Consider the following 16522-nt stretch of genomic DNA (forward strand, 5'->3'; position numbering starts at 1 on the left):
ATCAATTAATTGATATAAAATGAACAATCAATCAGCAAACAGCCAAAAGCCAAAAGCCATCCGTGTATTATTATCCGGAGGGGGAACAGGAGGACACATCTTCCCGGCGATTGCTATTGCAGATGAGATCAAAAAAAGATTTCCTGATGCAGAATTTTTGTTCATTGGTGCCAACGGAAAGATGGAAATGGAAAAAGTTCCGCAAGCTGGCTACAAAATCGAAGGAATTGACATTGCTGGAATCGACAGGGGAAATATGTTATCCAATTTAGGTTTGCCTTTCAAGATTTTGAAAAGTTTATCTAAATCTAAAAAAATAATTAAAAATTTCGCTCCGGATTTCGCAGTCGGAACAGGCGGTTTTGCGAGCGGACCGGCTTTGTACGAAGCGAGTAAAATGGGAATTCCGATTTTTATTCAGGAGCAGAATGCGCATGCAGGAGTGACGAATAAAATATTAAGTAAAAAAGCAAAAGCCGTTTTTACAGCCTATCCGAAAGTGGAAGGTTTTCCGTCAGAAAAAATAAAGTTTTTAGGTAATCCGATTCGTGAAAATATCATTTCAGGAATGCAGCAAACCTCTCATGCAAAAGAAAAAATGGGTTTGGATCAAAATAAACTCACCATTCTTTCAGTAGGCGGTTCTTTGGGCTCCAGAACATTAAACAACGGCTGGAAAGACAATTTAGATAAATTAAAAGAAAAAGGATATCAGTTAATCTGGCAAACCGGAAAATTGGACTACAAAGAGATTGTTGATAGTTGTCAGTTGTCAGGTGATGGAAATTCAGGCAATCAACAACCAACAACTAGCAATCAGATCCAAATAAAGGAATTCATCAAAGACATGGAAACTGCCTATTCAGCAGCAGATGTCATTGTTTCAAGAGCTGGAGCGATTGCCATTTCAGAGTTGGCTGTTGCTCAAAAGCCGGTTTTGTTGGTTCCGTTTCCATTTGCGGCGGAAGATCATCAAACTAAAAATGCGATGAATTTGGTTGAGAAAAATGCAGCCAAAATGGTCAAAGACTCTGAAATGCAGGATAAATTCTGGGATACATTATCAGGAATCTGCGAAAACGAAAATGTAAGAAAAGAAATGTCTGTCAATCTGAAATATTTTGCCAAACCCAATGCGGCGAAGGAGATTGTGGATGAGATTTTTAAAGTGATTAAATAATGAGTAACATAAATACAGATCTTGATAATGTTTTAAATCTTTATTTGAAACAATTTGCAGAATATTTGGATACAAATCCAAGTAGTAATGAAGTATTTAATGAACTCTCAAGTAGTAGTTATAATCTTAGGGAAGAGCTAACTAAAATTTATGAAGAAAGAGGAATAAAAGGATATAATGAAATAGAGGTTTTAAAAAACTTTTACGAAGGACAAATTAACTTCATTGATTATAGCCAAAAATATAGCTCAGAAGCAGAACTATTAATTAAAAATTATTTTTCATCTAAAAAAACGAAAATTTTAGAAACATATCAAAATTTTTACTTCGTCGGAATCGGAGGTATTGGGATGAGTGCTTTGGCGCGTTATTTCCATGCTTCGGGAAAGAAAGTTTTGGGGTACGATAAAACCAATACAAAATTGACGACGGCTTTGATGGAAGAGGGAATTGATATTGTTTTTGAAGATATTATTGATGATAAAATCACGTCACTTCAGCAAGAAAATACATTGGTCATCTACACTCCGGCAATCAAAAAGCTTGGGATTTTAGATTATTTTAATGAAAATAGCTTTGAAGTTTTAAAACGTGCAAAAGTTTTAGGTTTAATCACCGATAATACAGACTGCATCGCAGTTGCAGGAACTCATGGAAAGACAACAACGTCTACTTTGGTTTCACATTTATGCAAAGAAGCAGATTTGCCTTTCTCATGTTTTTTAGGTGGAATTTCTGAAAATTTTAAATCAAATTTCCTTTATAATGGAACTCAGTATTCTGTGGTGGAAGCCGATGAATACGACAGAAGCTTCCTCAACCTTTCTCCGGATTGGGCGGTGATTACTTCAACAGATGCAGATCATCTGGATATTTATGGAGATAAAAATACAATTGAAGAGGGTTTCAGACAGTTTGCAGCTTTGGTTCCTGATGATAAACAGCTTTTTGTAAGAAAAGGAATTGAGATTGGAAGAGCACATAAAACTTACGCTGTGAATGAAGTTGCAGATTATTACTCAGACAATCTTCGTATGGATTATGATAAAATCTACTTCGATTTTCATACTCCGACAGAAACTATAAAAGATTTTGTCTGGGATGTTCCTGGAATTCACAATGTCGAAAATGCCACGGTTGCGTTGGCAATTCTGAATAATCTGGGAGTTGATTTTGAAATTTTAAAGAAAGCAATTGCCAATTTTAAAGGCATAAAAAGAAGATACACGAAACATATTTATCCGAGCGGTAAAATTTACATTGACGATTATGCTCATCATCCGACAGAAATAAATGCTGTAGTTGGTTCGATCAAAACGTTTTATCCAGATAAAAAATTGTTGGTTGTTTTTCAGCCGCATTTATTCAGTAGAACGAGAGATTTTGTGGATGGATTTGCTGAAAGTTTAAGTAATTCTGAAGAATTGATTTTGCTCGACATTTATCCGGCAAGAGAACTTCAGGAAAATTTTGAAGGTATTACTTCAGATTGGTTGTTGGAAAAAGTGAGTTTAGATAAAAAAGAAATTTCAGGTTTGTCTGAAGCTTTTAATAAAATAAAAGAAAAGGAGTTTGATATTTTACTCACGGTTGGTGCAGGAAATATTGATACACTGTATGACCCGATTTGTGAGTGGTTAGGAAATAATTAAAAATAAATAAAATTTTAAATGTCTGAAATTTGACGTCTAAAATCTACCATCTTAGAAACAATGAAAAACAAATACAGAATTTTAAAAATTGCCATCACAGTGATCATTCTTGGGTTCCTGCTGAGTTTCTCGTTGAAGAAATTCAGTGGTCAGAAGATTACGGATGAGAAAATTTCTGTAAAAATGAATGAGAAAACTCCGGTGTACTTTATTGACGAAAAAGACATCAAACAAATCGTCATCAAAGAAAATCCGTCAGGAAAAGTTGGAGATTTAAATATTCCGGAACTGGAAAAAAAAATCAATGCACTTCCGGCGGTCGACAGCGCCAATGTTTATTTAAATTTAAATGGAAAACTGAATTTAGATATCAAACAGAGAGTTCCTGTTTTTAGATTAAATTATAATGGAAAAGATTTTTATGTAGACGAAAAAGGAACAGAATTTCCTATCTCAAGAACGTATTCTCATCCATGCATGCTGGTGACGGGCGATGTGAAGAAAGATGAATATGAAAAGCTGGCAGAATTGGTTGATAAAATTGACAAAGATGATTTCAGCAAAAAATATTTTATTGGAATTTCAAAATATAAAGACAGCTACAATCTTTTGACGAGTGAAGGAAATTATAAAGTGGAGATTGGAGATTTAGATAATATTGAATTAAAAGTAAAAGGTTTTAAAACGTTTGTTGAGAAATATCTTGTGTTTCAAGACCCCCAGAAGTACAGTATGGTTTCTGTAAAATATCAGAATCAGATTGTAACGACTTTGAATCCTTATTTTAAAGAGAATGACAGTATTTTAAAAGCAGGACATAAAGATTTGGCTAAAACTCCAGTTGCAGTGGCTCCTGTTAAAAAAGCAGAAGTCAATCTGAAACCAGCAGTAAAAAAGGCGAGTTCAACTTCTTTAAAACCAAAAGAAAATACAAAGCCTAAAGCAGTCGTCAAACCAAAGGAGAAAAAGAAAACTCCTGAAAAGAAACCGGCCACAAAGCCAAAGCCGAAGGCAAAGGTCAAGATAGAATAAAAAAGAGTCCCGAAGGGATGACTTAACAAAGGATAGAATAAAATCCTATCAAATCAAAAAAATAGGCAAGCCTATTAAATTAAATAAGTAATTAAATCAAATCGATATACACAATGGAAAATCAAGAGTATTCAGTAGGTCTTGACATCGGGACAACCAAGATTGTCGCCATTGTCGGAAGGAGGAATGCACACGGGAAAATAGAAATTCTCGGTGTTGGTAAGGCCAAAAGTCTTGGAGTTCATAAAGGAATTGTGAATAATATTTCACAAACCATTAACTCTATTAAAGCAGCTGTGGCAGAAGCACAGTCAAGTGCAGGTGTACCTATCCATAAGGTCACTGTAGGAATTGCGGGTAAACACATTCGTTCATTGCAGCATTCAGATTATATTATGCGTGAGAATCCGGACAGATTCATCACAGATGATGACATTGAAGCGTTAAAAGACCAAGTGAAAAAACTGGTTATGTTGCCGGGCGAGGAAATTATCCACGTTCTTCCGCAGGAATATAAGGTTGATTCTGAAGGTGAAATTCAGGAGCCTGTCGGGATGCACGGAAAACGTCTTGAAGCCAATTTCCATGTTGTTGTAGGACAAATGGGAAGCATCAGAAACATCGCAAGATGTGTAAGAGAAGCAGGTTTGGAGATGGAGGCGCTTACTTTAGAGCCTTTAGCATCTTCTGAAGCCGTTTTAACTAAAGAAGAAAAAGAAGCAGGAGTAGCAATTGTAGACATCGGTGGTGGTACTACAGATATTGCTATTTTTAAAGATAATATCATCCGTCATACTTGCGTCATCCCTTACGGAGGCGGAATTATCACGGAAGACATCAAAGAAGGTTGTTCAATTATTGAAAAGCATGCCGAGCAATTAAAGGTTAAGTTCGGTTCTGCAGTTCCTGAGTTGGAAAAAGACAGCACATTTGTTACCATTCCAGGACTTCACGGAAGACCTGATAAAGAAATTTCCCTTAAAACTTTAGCGCAGATCATCAATGCGAGAGTGGAAGAAATTTTGGAAATGGTGAACACTGAATTAAAGGCTTACGGAGCATTTGAACAGAAGAAAAAACTGATCGCTGGAATTGTTCTGACAGGCGGTGGTTCAAATTTGAAACATCTTCGTCAGCTGGCAAATTATACAACAGGATTCGATAGTAGAATTGGTTTCGCAAATGAATATATTGCAAACGATAAAAACCAGTATCTTAAAGGACCGGAATTTGCAACGTCTATCGGTTTGCTGATGGAAAGTTTGAAAATCAGAGATAAAAAAACGGTTGCTGTAGAAGAGGAACTTGAAATTCAGGTTGAAGCGAAAGTTGAGCAAAAAGAGCAACAAGCTATTGCTAGTTCTGAATCTCAAACTTCAGTTAATCAAACTATTGAAGAAGAGTTTAAAGCTCCTGTAACAACATCAAGACCTTCGAAACCTACTTTCGGGCAGTCTCTGATGGAAAAGGTGAAAAAATTCTTTGAAGAAGTAGAATAAAAATATAAATGATGAATGATAAGCGATGAAAGATATGCTCATCAGCTATCATAGTCGATTATCAATTATAAAAAAATATAAGTATGGAAAATATAGGCACACAAGGATTTTCATTTGATCTGCCAAAAGGAAATTCTTCGATCATTAAAGTTATCGGTGTTGGTGGCGGTGGAAACAATGCCCTAAAACACATGTACGAAAAAGGAATTCACGGGGTAGATTTCGTGATTTGCAATACCGATGCGCAGACTTTAGATAATAATCCGGTTTCAAATAAGGTTCAGTTGGGAATAAACATTACTGAAGGTCTTGGAGCAGGTGCAGATCCTGAAGTGGGTGAAAAAGCAGCGATAGAAAGTATTGAAGAAATCAAAGCTGCAATGGGACAAAACACCAAGATGGTTTTCATCACCGCAGGAATGGGTGGTGGTACCGGAACGGGTGCTGCTCCGGTTATTGCTAAAGTTGCCAAAGACATGGGAATTCTTACGGTAGGTATCGTTACCGTTCCTTTCAGCTTTGAAGGGAAAAGAAGATTGGATCAGGCAGAACTTGGACTAGAAAAATTAAGAAATAATGTTGATTCATTAATTGTGATCAACAATGATAAATTAAGACAGCAATTCGGAAATCTTGGTTTCAAACAAGGATTCTCAAAAGCCGATGAAGTTTTAACCAACGCTGCAAAAGGGATGGCAGAGGTTATTACCGGTTACTTTGATGTCAACATTGACTTTAGAGATGCTAAATCTGTGCTTCAGAATTCAGGTACGGCATTAATGTCTACAGGAACAGCTTCAGGTGAAAATAAAGCTGAAGAAGCGGTTAGAAAAGCATTAGATTCTCCATTATTGAATGACAACAAAATTACAGGCGCAAGAAACGTGTTATTGTTGATCAGAAGTGGTGTAGAAGAAGCTACGATGGACGAAATCGGTATCATCATGGATTACATCCAGAAAGAAGCTGGTCACACAGCTGATATCATTTTTGGAGTTGGTGCTGATGAAGAATTGGGCGATGCTGTAAGTGTATTGGTGATTGCGACTGGTTTTTCTAATGATAACCAAAAGTTTTCAGGTCCTACCGAGAAAATCAGAATTGGCTTAAATGATGCTTTGGATAACCCAAAATCGTCTCCTTTCAAAACAAGAGATGAGAGAGAAGTAACGCCTGAGCAGGGGTATGATTTTGGAGGAAAAAACCTTTTCAGATTAGATGATGAAGATCAGGATGCGTCACAATTTAAGATGTCGGCTTCTGAAAAAAAATGATGATCGAGGATGAAGATGTGAAAACTGAAATAAAATTCTCTGATAGAGAGGAAGATACATTAGAAAGCCCTATTCAGAGCTGGAGAAACGAAGAACCAAGTGCTCAAGACGATGTTAATTTGTTTTCTTTTGATGACGATCCGAATGATTTAGAAATTCAGTCGTTCTCTTTCGATTTTGAAAATAAAAAGAAGAGCCAAAAGAAAATTCTTTCAGCAATAATTTTTCGAACGAAAAAGCTGTTGAGTTTAATTTTACCGTTAACGAACCGATTGCTGAACCTAAATATGATTTCGGACAGCCAAAAAATGAGGTTGAAACTTCTGCGGTAATCGAGAGAGTAGAGGAAATAACTCATAAAGTTGAAACGTTCTATCAGACTCAAGAGCAGCCAAAAGCTGAAGAAAAACCTGTTGTTGAAAAAGAGTAGAAATTGAAACTACGAGACATACAGAATCTGAATTCACTTTCGTTAACAAACCTGCAGATCAGGAAAGAGCATCAGAAAGAAGAAACAAGCTGAAAGAATTCAACTCTCGTTATCAGAATTTTGATCATGTGAATGAGTTTGAATCTGTACCTGCCTTCAAGAGAAAAAACATCTCTATCGACGGTTCCAATGCATCAGACCAAAATATAAACACCTATTTGTCTGATAACAACGGAAATATGCAGATCAGAGAAAACAGATTTTTAAATAAAGACGTAGACTAAAATAATGTACCAATGTAACAACCTCGAATTGTCATGCTGAGCTTGTCAAAGCATTTCATTGGTAAACTGTTACATTGATACATTGTTAAATTAATTAATATGAGTTTAGAACTTATTATAAGCGAAGCAATAAAAATAGCGATGAGAGCAAAAGACAGAGTGGCTTTAGATTCTCTGCGTGCTGTAAAATCTCAGATATTATTGCTGAAAACCGAAGCTTTAGGAGCTGAAGTTTCACCTGAGCAGGAAATTGCAATTTTGCAGAGAATGATTAAACAGCGTAAAGATTCTTATGAGCAGTTTACAGCTCAGGGAAGAAACGATTTGGCGGAAGTGGAAGATGCTCAGATGAAAGTCATTGAGAAATTTTTACCTGCACAATTATCTCCTGAAGAATTAGAAGCAGAAATCAAGCAGATTATTTCCGAAACTGGCGCTGAATCTATCAAAGATTTAGGAAAAGTGATGGGATTGGCTTCAAAAAACTTAGCCGGAAAATCTGACGGAAAAAGTATTTCCGAGATGGCTAAGAAGTTACTTTCATAAACATGATCGATGAATGATAATTGATGTTTGATATCATTCATCAATTATAAATCATCAATTATATTTTTTTGGATATTCAACCTTTGCATATCGATTTGATTAACGAAGCCCGAAACATTATGTTTCGGGCTTCATATATTTGATAGACTCCTCATAATTACCGGTTTGTTATTCTAAAAACTTACTGATTGATAATTAAAAGGGTTGGGAACTATACAACATTTCATATCATATTTATTCTGATATGTCTTAGAAAATTTAATTAATAAGTTTTTTTTCATGGGAACTCGTTTTTAGAATCATTTCAAAATTAGTAAAAAATTATTATATATTAACTAAATATTTTTATTAATAATTAAATTATTGTGTGATTTAAATATGTAATTATTGTTTTTAATTTTGTTTTGCGAACTCATCAATAGTTTTTATTAATTGAGATAAATTTAGAAATGTTGTAAATTTGTCTACAATTAAAAATTACAAGAAATGTATCCATCAGATTTAGTATTGCCGATGAAGGCTGAACTTACAGATAAAGGTTTTCAGGATTTAGAAACTCCTGCACAGGTAGAAGATGCTTTGAAGCAGTCTGGAACGACTCTTTTAGTAATCAACTCTGTGTGCGGATGTGCGGCAGGGGCAGCAAGACCAGGAGTAGTTTATTCTTTGACTGGAGAGAAAAAACCAGATCATTTAACGACTGTATTTGCAGGTTTTGACAAAGACGCAGTTGACGCGGCTAGAAAACATTTGGCACCATTCCCTCCAAGCTCACCATGTGTAGCGCTTTTCAAAGACGGAGAATTGGTTCACATGCTAGAAAGACATCATATTGAAGGAAATCCTGCAGGAGCAATCGCTGCAAACCTTCAGGCTGCTTATGACGAATATTGCTAATAGTAAGTAATTAAAAGCTTTATATAGAAACCGTTACAAATTTTGTGACGGTTTTTTGTTTTTAACACGTCGAGTTTTGCCGTCACACGTATCTACATTTGGCTCACAATAAATTCAAATGATTATGATACAGAAATTAGAGTTTGTCTTAAACAGAAACATTGACAGTCCTTTAGGAGAAAACAGTGTGTTTTATGAAACATTTGTTGTTCCTCCAGAGTTAAAAGACAGCTATCCCAAGTCAGAAAAATACAGTATAGTTCATCACCAGGCTGTTTTCTGTAAAAGTGGAATTGAAGTTTTTGACAAATACGAAAAGGACAAAATAGAGTCTGACTACTTTACTATTTACTACGAGGAGACTTCCAAAAACACCAGTAATTTTTTTGGTACAGCTTGTAGGGTGAAAATGGGAGATTATGCAAGGCAAAGATTAATAAAGGACTATAACAGTAAAGGAAAAACGATTAACTATGATGGCAATACAGTAGATGGAAGTGTCTCAGATTTTAATGGTCTCATCAAACTAATTGCCAAAGATTTCGGAATTGATGATACATTATTGAAAGGTGCTATTTATTTAGAAATACTTGAAAAAAGTAAAATCAACGAAGCTTTTAAAAACGTATCTTCATTAAACAATCAATTAGCAGATTGGTTAAGAGGTGGTATTGAAGCCACTGAAAAATGGAAATTTACAGAGGAAAACTACGATTACATCAAGTTTTATGTAGAACCTATGTATAACAATTACCAAAATAAAATCGGTGTAAATGGGCATCCCAAACAAGAGGTAAAATATAAGCCTGTTATTCCTGTTCCGTTCCCTTGCAATGAGTATAAGAATATGTCTGATAATACTCAGAATATTGCTGAAGCAGGATTAAAAAAGCTTTCAGAGTTTATAGCCTCATTTGATGAAATTTCCACTGCTGCTGTTTTTAATATTGTCAAGACAACCCCTACGATTACTGATGATATTTTGTTTGCTGTTACATTCCTTGTGAAAAACTTCATCGAAGACAACATGCCTGATAGTATAAAGAATATTTATAATAAACTAAAAGTTTTATTTAATGAAGTTCTGGATATTGTTTCAAATATTGGAAGCCAGATTAGTGAAAAATTAAACCAGGAGATTGCAAAAATCAATGCTTTTCTTTGTGGGATACTCAACGGGCTTATCTCTTTGGTACAATTGATTATTATGCTATTAGCAATGATAGTGGACAAACTTCCTATTTTTGAATTAGAGAAAATGAGTGCTTTGGAGTTAGCAAAACACCAAGAAAAATTGGAGTTTATAGAAGATTTTGTAGATTTATTTGATAAAAATGCAAAAGAATTTCTTAACGGGATTAAAAAACTCTTTACGGATGATAAAATTTGGAAAGACATTTCTACTTTTATCTCAGGTTTGGCTAAAAAAATTTCTAACTATAATGAGTGTTTTTGGGCTTATTTCATTGGAGGCGTTGCCTTTGAATTGATTTTAGATGCTGTTATTGCTTACTTTACAGGTGGAAGTTCATTAGTTGCAGAAGCTTCTGCAAAAATTAGTAGATTGACAGCTAAAGTAGAACAGGCAGGAGCAAAAGCTCTCAATTTTGGAAAAGGCTTAGGGAGGAAAATTGCAAATTCCACAAAAGACCTTTATAAATGGTTGGAAAAAGAGTTTTTGGAATTGTTAGAAGCGATAAAAAATGGGAGATTAGCTAATTACTTAAAGACCAAGTTTAACCAAATGTTAGGAAGAGAAGAAGAACTCTTTGATGAATTATTGGATGAGTTAGGCTGGGAAGGGAAATCAGCAAGCAAGCGTGGGAGATTTTTGGGAAGAGAGTTTATGAATAACAGGCAAATGAAGGCTCTTGAAAAGTATATTGCAGAAGTTTTGGGAGATGTAGGAGTGGTTATGCGAAAAGGAGAAGATAAGTTTTTAGATGTAAGTGGTGCACAGGCAGGATTTTCCCCAACTAGCAGAGAGTTATTCTTTAGGAAAAAGTTTACATTTTATGAAGCTTTCCATGAGATACAGCACGCTTTGGAATTTAAACTTTTAGGAAAAGAAGCTTATTTGGAAGGAGCAGCTGGAACATTGGTAGAACAACGTATAAGAACTTATAAACGAGAAAAATGGGTTTATGACAAAATAATGGAGAAGAAGCATTTGTTTAACGAATTAGAGTTAGAAAATGCTGAATGGGTTTTAGGACAAGCAATCAAAAAGTTAGAAAAAGTAGGTATTGATTATAAAAAAATGTAATAAAATGGAAAAAACAGCAAAAGAAAAAGAAGTAATAGCAATTGCTTTAAGGGTATTAGGCCAATTAAAATTTCAGTATGGAAATACAAAGGAGCATTTAGAATTTATGGATGCAATGTATAGTGAAAAAAGAAAAATGTATGATGGTAAAGAGTGGAGTCATTATAGTGTAGATTTTTCTCATGATGTATTTGGTATTCCAACTCCTTATTATTGCATTGTAGATGCAGAAACGATGAAAGTTAAAGGAATACTAACAGACCATGGAGTTTTTGAAATTATTTACAATGATAAAGGAGAAGCAAAGGATAAAAAATTTATAAGTCCTTCCTTTCCTTACGATAAACAATAGAATGTTGAATCACAGTTCTACATAGATATTTGGATATTTAAGAATAATTTGATAAAAGGAATTTAAAAAAAGTTCCTTTAAAAATTAAATAATTATGATAACAAAAGAAGAAGCCTATAATAAAATTAAAAGCTATTTAGATAGAAATATTAAATATTCAAGTATTGATAGTATTAACGAAATTGCATTTACCTCAAAAGAGGAAATGAATTATCCTATTTCTCATGGGAAATATGAAGGAAAAAAATAGATTACTACGCAATTTCTTATGGAGAAATATGGGGAATTGAAGAAAGAAGTATGGGAATTTTAATTCATGCAGAAACAGGAGAATTGTTATATATCATAACCCCTCATGGATATTTGGATATTGAAGAATAATTTTATAAAAAGAGGCTGAAAAAAAAGAGAAACACTGATAAGCTACCATAAAAAGGAAGGCTTAAAAACATACCCGTTTTCCTATATATTGATGATGATAAAAAATTACCTCTTTTATTGGTTCATTCGTTCGGTCAATCTAAAATTAGATATTCTTTATCAAGTGATGGAAAAACAATTGTTAGTAGTACTAATGTAAAGTTTACTATTGAAGAGTAAAAATGAAACACACAAAAGAACAAATTGAGGAAATTGCCAAAGAGGTTTTAGAAAAAACAAATTTCAGTTATGATACTAAAGAAAAAATGATTATCCGTGAAAATGAGGATTTTTATTTGGATGGAGAAAGAATAAACTCTTGGAATGTATCGGTGTTTTTTGGAGAAGAAGATTGGGGTAAAAACCAATTAGCAGGACTTTTAATAAATGATGAAAACGGTTATCCGATTTACTTACAGCACAGTTTTAATAGTTTCATTTATTATAAAATTCATAATAATGGGGAAATTTCAACAGAAGTGAGACAAGGTAGTAATTAACCAAGTAATTATTGGAAGTTTTCAATCAAAACTGACCGTTACAAATTTTGTGACGGTTTTTTATTTAAATCATTCTTTGGAAATTCAAATATGATTATATTTGTTGAAATGGCAACGAAAGCACTTTTCAATACTGTAGTCAATTGGTTTATCCGCCAAAGGATAGATCAGATACAGAATTTTATGGATCATCCTATCGAAACGCAGAACGGAATTCTGTTTTCTCAGTTGTTTCATGCAGAAGATACCGAGTATGGCAAGCGATATGGTTTTAATACTATCTCGAGCTATCAGGATTTTAAAAATAAAGTTCCTGTTGTTACCTACGAAGATTTTGAGCCATATATCGAAAGAGCAAGGCAAGGTCATAAAGACGTAAGCTGGCCTGGTTACATTAAACATTTTGCGAAATCGTCCGGGACGACGAACGCCAAGAGTAAATTTATCCCTATTTCGGCAGAAAGCCTCGAATACTGCCACATGAAAGCCGGAAAGGACATGGTTTCCATTTATGCCAATAACCATCCGGAAAATCAGCTTTTCACCAATAAAAATTTACGTCTGGGTGGAAGCTCAGAATTATACGCTGATTTTAATACCAAATTTGGAGATCTTTCGGCAATCTTAATTGACAATCTTCCTTTTTGGGTTGAAATTACCACGACTCCGAGCAAGAAAGTTTCTTTGATGGGAGAGTGGGAAAGTAAACTGAAAGCCATTACTTCTGAAGTTAAAAATGAGGATGTGGGAAGTATTTTAGGAGTTCCCAGTTGGATGATGGTGCTTTTGCAGAGAGTTTTGAAAGAAACAGACGTTAAAAATATTTCAGAGCTGTGGCCAAATCTGGAAGTGTTTTTTCACGGTGGAATCAGTTTTAAACCATACAAAGATCAGTTTAAACAAATCATAGGAAAAAATATCAACTACTACGAAATTTACAACGCTTCGGAAGGGTTCTTTGGAATTCAGGACAGGCCGAATAGCGACGAAATGCTTCTGATGCTGGATTATGGTATTTTCTACGAGTTTATCCCGATGGATCAGTTTCATTGTTCAAACCCGAAAGTGGTGAGTTTGGAAGATGTAGAAATCGGTAAAAATTATGCGATGGTGATTACTACCAATGGAGGGCTATGGAGATATTTAATTGGGGATACAGTGATTTTTACATCAGTCAGTCCTTTCAGAATAAAAATAACAGGACGAACTAAACATTACATTAATGCGTTTGGTGAAGAACTGATGATTACCAATGTAGAATCTGCTTTAACGAAAGCCTGCGAAGCGACAAAGTCGGCTGTGACAGATTTTACAGGAGCTCCGATTTTTATGAAAGAAAACGAAGGTGGTGCCCATGAATGGATTTTTGAGTTCAGTGAAAAACCGCATAGTTTAGAAGAATTTACTGATGTTTTTGATCAGCATCTAAAAGCCATCAACTCTGATTACGAAGCCAAAAGATATAACAATATTACTTTGAAAAAACCTGTCATTCACATTGCTAGACCCAATTTGTTCTATTGCTGGCTGGAATCTAAAGGAAAGCTTGGCGGACAAAATAAAGTGCCACGTCTGAGCAACGACAGAGAATATATTGATCCTTTACTGGAAATGAATAAAGCATAAAAAAACCGCAGAAATCTCTGCGGTTTTTGTTTCTTATTTTTTAAGATCTTCCTTCAGTTTTTTTGCAGCATCTTCTACTTTTTGGGCGCCTTGTGCTGCGGTGTTTTTAACGTCTTTACCAACTTCCTGAGCGCCGGATTTGATGTCTTTTCCTACTTTGTTGGCTTCGTTTTTAATATCTTTCCCTGCTGCATTGAGATCTTCTTTTGCTTTCTGTGCAGTCTGATCAATTTTGTCACCTGTTTTATCAACCGTGTTTTTGATGTCAGATTTGGTTTTGTCTATTTTTGCGCTATCTACCAAGCCTGTGCTGCTTTCAGTTGTCGTGGTAGTGGTGACAGATCCATCCGGATTTTCTACTTTTTCAGTTTTTGATGTAGATTGTGTGCAGCTTACGATAAACGCTGATACAGCGATTGCTGCTAAGATTTGTTTTTTCATTGTGTATATTTAAATTATGTTATTAATCTGTTTTTGGTGTAGAAATGGCCGTATTTTCTTTAGCCTTCAACTTCTTTTCTTCTTCCAGTTTTTTCTTGTTTTCCTTTTCAAGTTCTGCAGTAATTCGTTTTTCTTCTTGTTCTAGCTTTATTGCTTCTTTCAGTGAGTCCTGATATTTTTGAGAAGACATTCTTATCTGGCGTACAATATCTACTGTGGTTGCTCCTGCCGAAAAAGAGTCAATAGCCGTCGTGTCATAATGAGGCTGTACTGCCTGAATTTCATTTGTATTTGCCGCTTCACGTTTCGAACAAGCAATTATAAATATGGAAATGATGCATCCCACAGCCAATACTTTTTTCATGGAACTAATTTAATAGAAATTCAGCAATTACCGGATAATGATCTGATAATTTTACGGAATAATCGACTTTGTAATTTAATGCTGTAATGCTTTTTGAGGTGAAAATATAATCAATTCTCAGAGGAAATTTATAATCATGAAAACTTGTAGAACTTCCGTTTCCTGCTTCTACAAAAGCATCATCAAGATTTCTTCCGAGATTATAATACTCCCAGGAATTGGGAACTGAATTGAAATCTCCTGCCAAAATTACAGGATAAGGTGATCGATCAACCGCTTTTCTGATTTTTTTCACCTGCTCCTCATGTGTTTTGAACGTAGGAATCAATCTTGAAAATAGTGCTGCCATTTTGTTTTTTTCGTCTTTTCCGCAGTTTTTATCCTGCATACCGAGCATGTTTTTATTGAGCCTAAAAGGTTCCAGATAAACATTAATTACTCGGATAATTTTTCCGTCAATATCGATATCTGCATAAAATGAATTTCCTTTTGAGTCATCATTGATTAAATCGCCTTGACGCAAAATTTTATGCTTAGTTTTCAGGATTACCGAAGGGTATTTCACCAGATCTTTCCTTAATGCAGTGCTAGTATCTTTTTCCTGAACGAGAATGATATCGGCATTTTGATCCGTAATATATTTTTTAACAGTTGGCCAGCCTGAGCTTCCGTATTTTACATTAAAGGTTAAAACTTTAATGTCTTTCTGATGAGACTGAGCGGTCTGTTGTGGTGTAAAGTTGACCCATCTTCGCATTGGATTATAAAAAATAAAAGTCGAAAGCAAAAAAACCATTGCAATTTTCTTTTCTTTAAAAAACCAGATAATAGTGAATAAAAGATGAAGAATAATCAGATAAGGAAAGGCTAAAGAGAGTAAATTGAGTTTGCTGAAATAGTTCGGAGCGACCCAGGCGTTGGCAAAAGTGCTCAGTAATAATATAATTAATAAAATATGAAAAACTAAAAATACATGTGCACACTTCATTGAAAACTCTGATATGTGTTTTCCGCAACAAAAATACTGCCAACATTATGATAAATAACGAAATAGGCTTATAATCAATCAATTTTAAACGTAGCAACTACCGGAAAATGATCAGAAAGTTTTACTGAGCGGTCAACTTGATAAGTAACAGGTTTCACAGAAGATGAAGTGAAAATAAAATCGATTCTGATAGGAAATTTATAGTCATGAAAGCTTGTTCCACTTCCTTTTCCCACTTCAAAAAAAGCATCTTTTAAGCCTTTTCCTAAATGGTAATATTCATAAGAATTAGGAACTGAGTTTAGATCTCCGGCTAAAATAACGGGGTATGGAGACTCGTTAATGCTTTTGCGAATGATATCTACCTGCTCTTGATGCATTTTGAAAGTAGGAATTAATCGCTTAACGATGTCTTTTACTTTCTGTTCATCCTCTTCACTATTGCCATTGAGCTTGACCATGCTTTTCTCAAACTTGAAAGGCTGAAGATAGGTGTTGATAATTCGGTATGTTTTCCCCTTTATTTCAATATCAGAATATTCAGAATAGGCATTAAATTCTTCATTATACATCCCTGCAAACAATTCTTTGTGAGCTATAGTTTTGTATTTTGAATAGGTAGAAACAATAGGAGCTGTATGATCTTTTTTAAGATCTTTAAATTGATATTCGCGACCTCCATCTTCCTGTAGCAAAACGATATCTGCATTTTGTTGGTTGATATATTCCTGAATGTTTTCAATTTCTAATTTTCCACCTTTTATATTAAAA

General features: G+C 34.6%; 15 protein-coding genes and 1 pseudogene. 12 read left to right on the forward strand and 4 right to left on the reverse strand.

What is annotated here, in order from left to right:
* The first annotated feature begins 19 nt into the window (after positions 1–19).
* The 12 genes and pseudogenes from murG to EAG08_RS11595 all read left to right on the forward strand — a co-directional run bounded on the left by murG (position 20) and on the right by EAG08_RS11595 (position 13958).
* Positions 20–1180, forward strand: a complete 1161-nt coding sequence (gene murG / locus EAG08_RS11540) for an undecaprenyldiphospho-muramoylpentapeptide beta-N-acetylglucosaminyltransferase (RefSeq protein ID WP_129535566.1) — start codon at positions 20–22, stop codon at positions 1178–1180.
* Positions 1181–1530: 350 nt separating this feature from the next.
* A complete protein-coding gene (locus tag EAG08_RS11545) occupies positions 1531–2832 on the forward strand; it encodes a UDP-N-acetylmuramate--L-alanine ligase (RefSeq protein WP_262696835.1) in 1302 nt (433 codons plus the stop codon).
* A gap of 60 nt (positions 2833–2892) precedes the next feature.
* A complete protein-coding gene (locus tag EAG08_RS11550; protein ID WP_129535567.1) occupies positions 2893–3864 on the forward strand; it encodes a cell division protein FtsQ/DivIB in 972 nt (323 codons plus the stop codon).
* A gap of 113 nt (positions 3865–3977) precedes the next feature.
* Complete coding sequence (gene ftsA / locus EAG08_RS11555) at positions 3978–5363, forward strand: cell division protein FtsA (RefSeq protein ID WP_129535568.1); 1386 nt, start codon at positions 3978–3980, stop codon at positions 5361–5363.
* An 83-nt stretch (positions 5364–5446) separates the two neighbouring features.
* Positions 5447–7351 (forward strand): annotated as a pseudogene (ftsZ, locus tag EAG08_RS22950) (cell division protein FtsZ).
* A gap of 99 nt (positions 7352–7450) precedes the next feature.
* Positions 7451–7897: a GatB/YqeY domain-containing protein gene (locus EAG08_RS11565; RefSeq protein WP_129535569.1), complete on the forward strand. Its 447-nt coding sequence runs from the start codon at positions 7451–7453 to the stop codon at positions 7895–7897.
* Positions 7898–8383: 486 nt separating this feature from the next.
* The gene (locus tag EAG08_RS11570) at positions 8384–8794 is read left to right on the forward strand and encodes a BrxA/BrxB family bacilliredoxin (protein ID WP_129535570.1); all 411 of its coding nucleotides are present in this window, start codon (positions 8384–8386) and stop codon (positions 8792–8794) included.
* Between the two features lie 124 nt (positions 8795–8918).
* On the forward strand, positions 8919–11060 hold the full coding sequence (locus EAG08_RS11575) for a zincin-like metallopeptidase toxin domain-containing protein (RefSeq protein ID WP_164998559.1): 2142 nt from the start codon (positions 8919–8921) through the stop codon (positions 11058–11060).
* 4 nt (positions 11061–11064) lie between these two features.
* Positions 11065–11412 (forward strand): hypothetical protein, encoded by a 348-nt coding sequence (locus EAG08_RS11580; protein WP_129535572.1) that lies wholly within the window; start codon positions 11065–11067, stop codon positions 11410–11412.
* Positions 11413–11506: 94 nt separating this feature from the next.
* On the forward strand, positions 11507–11662 hold the full coding sequence (locus EAG08_RS22095) for a hypothetical protein (protein WP_228446531.1): 156 nt from the start codon (positions 11507–11509) through the stop codon (positions 11660–11662).
* Between the two features lie 352 nt (positions 11663–12014).
* Entirely contained in the window at positions 12015–12332 is a 318-nt protein-coding gene (locus EAG08_RS11590; RefSeq protein WP_129535573.1) for a hypothetical protein, read from the forward strand.
* Between the two features lie 108 nt (positions 12333–12440).
* Positions 12441–13958 carry a GH3 auxin-responsive promoter family protein gene (locus tag EAG08_RS11595; RefSeq protein WP_129537258.1) on the forward strand — a complete coding sequence of 506 codons (1518 nt, stop codon included), beginning with the start codon at positions 12441–12443 and terminating at the stop codon, positions 13956–13958.
* 33 nt (positions 13959–13991) lie between these two features.
* On the opposite strand, the gene EAG08_RS11600 is transcribed toward EAG08_RS11595, so the two are convergent.
* The 4 genes from EAG08_RS11600 to EAG08_RS11615 form a co-directional block, all read right to left on the reverse strand.
* On the reverse strand, positions 13992–14399 hold the full coding sequence (locus EAG08_RS11600) for a hypothetical protein (RefSeq protein WP_129535574.1): 408 nt from the start codon (positions 14397–14399) through the stop codon (positions 13992–13994).
* A gap of 22 nt (positions 14400–14421) precedes the next feature.
* Positions 14422–14763, reverse strand: coding sequence for a hypothetical protein (locus EAG08_RS11605; protein WP_129535575.1), 342 nt, complete (start codon positions 14761–14763; stop codon positions 14422–14424).
* A gap of 4 nt (positions 14764–14767) precedes the next feature.
* A complete protein-coding gene (locus tag EAG08_RS11610; protein WP_129535576.1) occupies positions 14768–15751 on the reverse strand; it encodes an endonuclease/exonuclease/phosphatase family protein in 984 nt (327 codons plus the stop codon).
* A 74-nt stretch (positions 15752–15825) separates the two neighbouring features.
* Positions 15826–16446, reverse strand: coding sequence for an endonuclease/exonuclease/phosphatase family protein (locus tag EAG08_RS11615; protein WP_410493262.1), 621 nt, complete (start codon positions 16444–16446; stop codon positions 15826–15828).
* Positions 16447–16522 lie beyond the last annotated feature (76 nt).

This window comes from Chryseobacterium sp. 3008163 (assembly GCF_003669035.1).
GTDB lineage: Bacteria > Bacteroidota > Bacteroidia > Flavobacteriales > Weeksellaceae > Chryseobacterium.

Coding starts and splice junctions, on each gene's coding strand:
- murG (WP_129535566.1), top strand. CDS start 20: ATGAACAATCAATCAGCAAACAGCCAAAAGCCAAAAGCCATCCGTGTA.
- EAG08_RS11545 (WP_262696835.1), top strand. CDS start 1,531: ATGAGTGCTTTGGCGCGTTATTTCCATGCTTCGGGAAAGAAAGTTTTG.
- EAG08_RS11550 (WP_129535567.1), top strand. CDS start 2,893: ATGAAAAACAAATACAGAATTTTAAAAATTGCCATCACAGTGATCATT.
- ftsA (WP_129535568.1), top strand. CDS start 3,978: ATGGAAAATCAAGAGTATTCAGTAGGTCTTGACATCGGGACAACCAAG.
- EAG08_RS11565 (WP_129535569.1), top strand. CDS start 7,451: ATGAGTTTAGAACTTATTATAAGCGAAGCAATAAAAATAGCGATGAGA.
- EAG08_RS11570 (WP_129535570.1), top strand. CDS start 8,384: ATGTATCCATCAGATTTAGTATTGCCGATGAAGGCTGAACTTACAGAT.
- EAG08_RS11575 (WP_164998559.1), top strand. CDS start 8,919: ATGATACAGAAATTAGAGTTTGTCTTAAACAGAAACATTGACAGTCCT.
- EAG08_RS11580 (WP_129535572.1), top strand. CDS start 11,065: ATGGAAAAAACAGCAAAAGAAAAAGAAGTAATAGCAATTGCTTTAAGG.
- EAG08_RS22095 (WP_228446531.1), top strand. CDS start 11,507: ATGATAACAAAAGAAGAAGCCTATAATAAAATTAAAAGCTATTTAGAT.
- EAG08_RS11590 (WP_129535573.1), top strand. CDS start 12,015: ATGAAACACACAAAAGAACAAATTGAGGAAATTGCCAAAGAGGTTTTA.
- EAG08_RS11595 (WP_129537258.1), top strand. CDS start 12,441: ATGGCAACGAAAGCACTTTTCAATACTGTAGTCAATTGGTTTATCCGC.
- EAG08_RS11600 (WP_129535574.1), bottom strand. CDS start 14,399: ATGAAAAAACAAATCTTAGCAGCAATCGCTGTATCAGCGTTTATCGTA.
- EAG08_RS11605 (WP_129535575.1), bottom strand. CDS start 14,763: ATGAAAAAAGTATTGGCTGTGGGATGCATCATTTCCATATTTATAATT.
- EAG08_RS11610 (WP_129535576.1), bottom strand. CDS start 15,751: ATGAAGTGTGCACATGTATTTTTAGTTTTTCATATTTTATTAATTATA.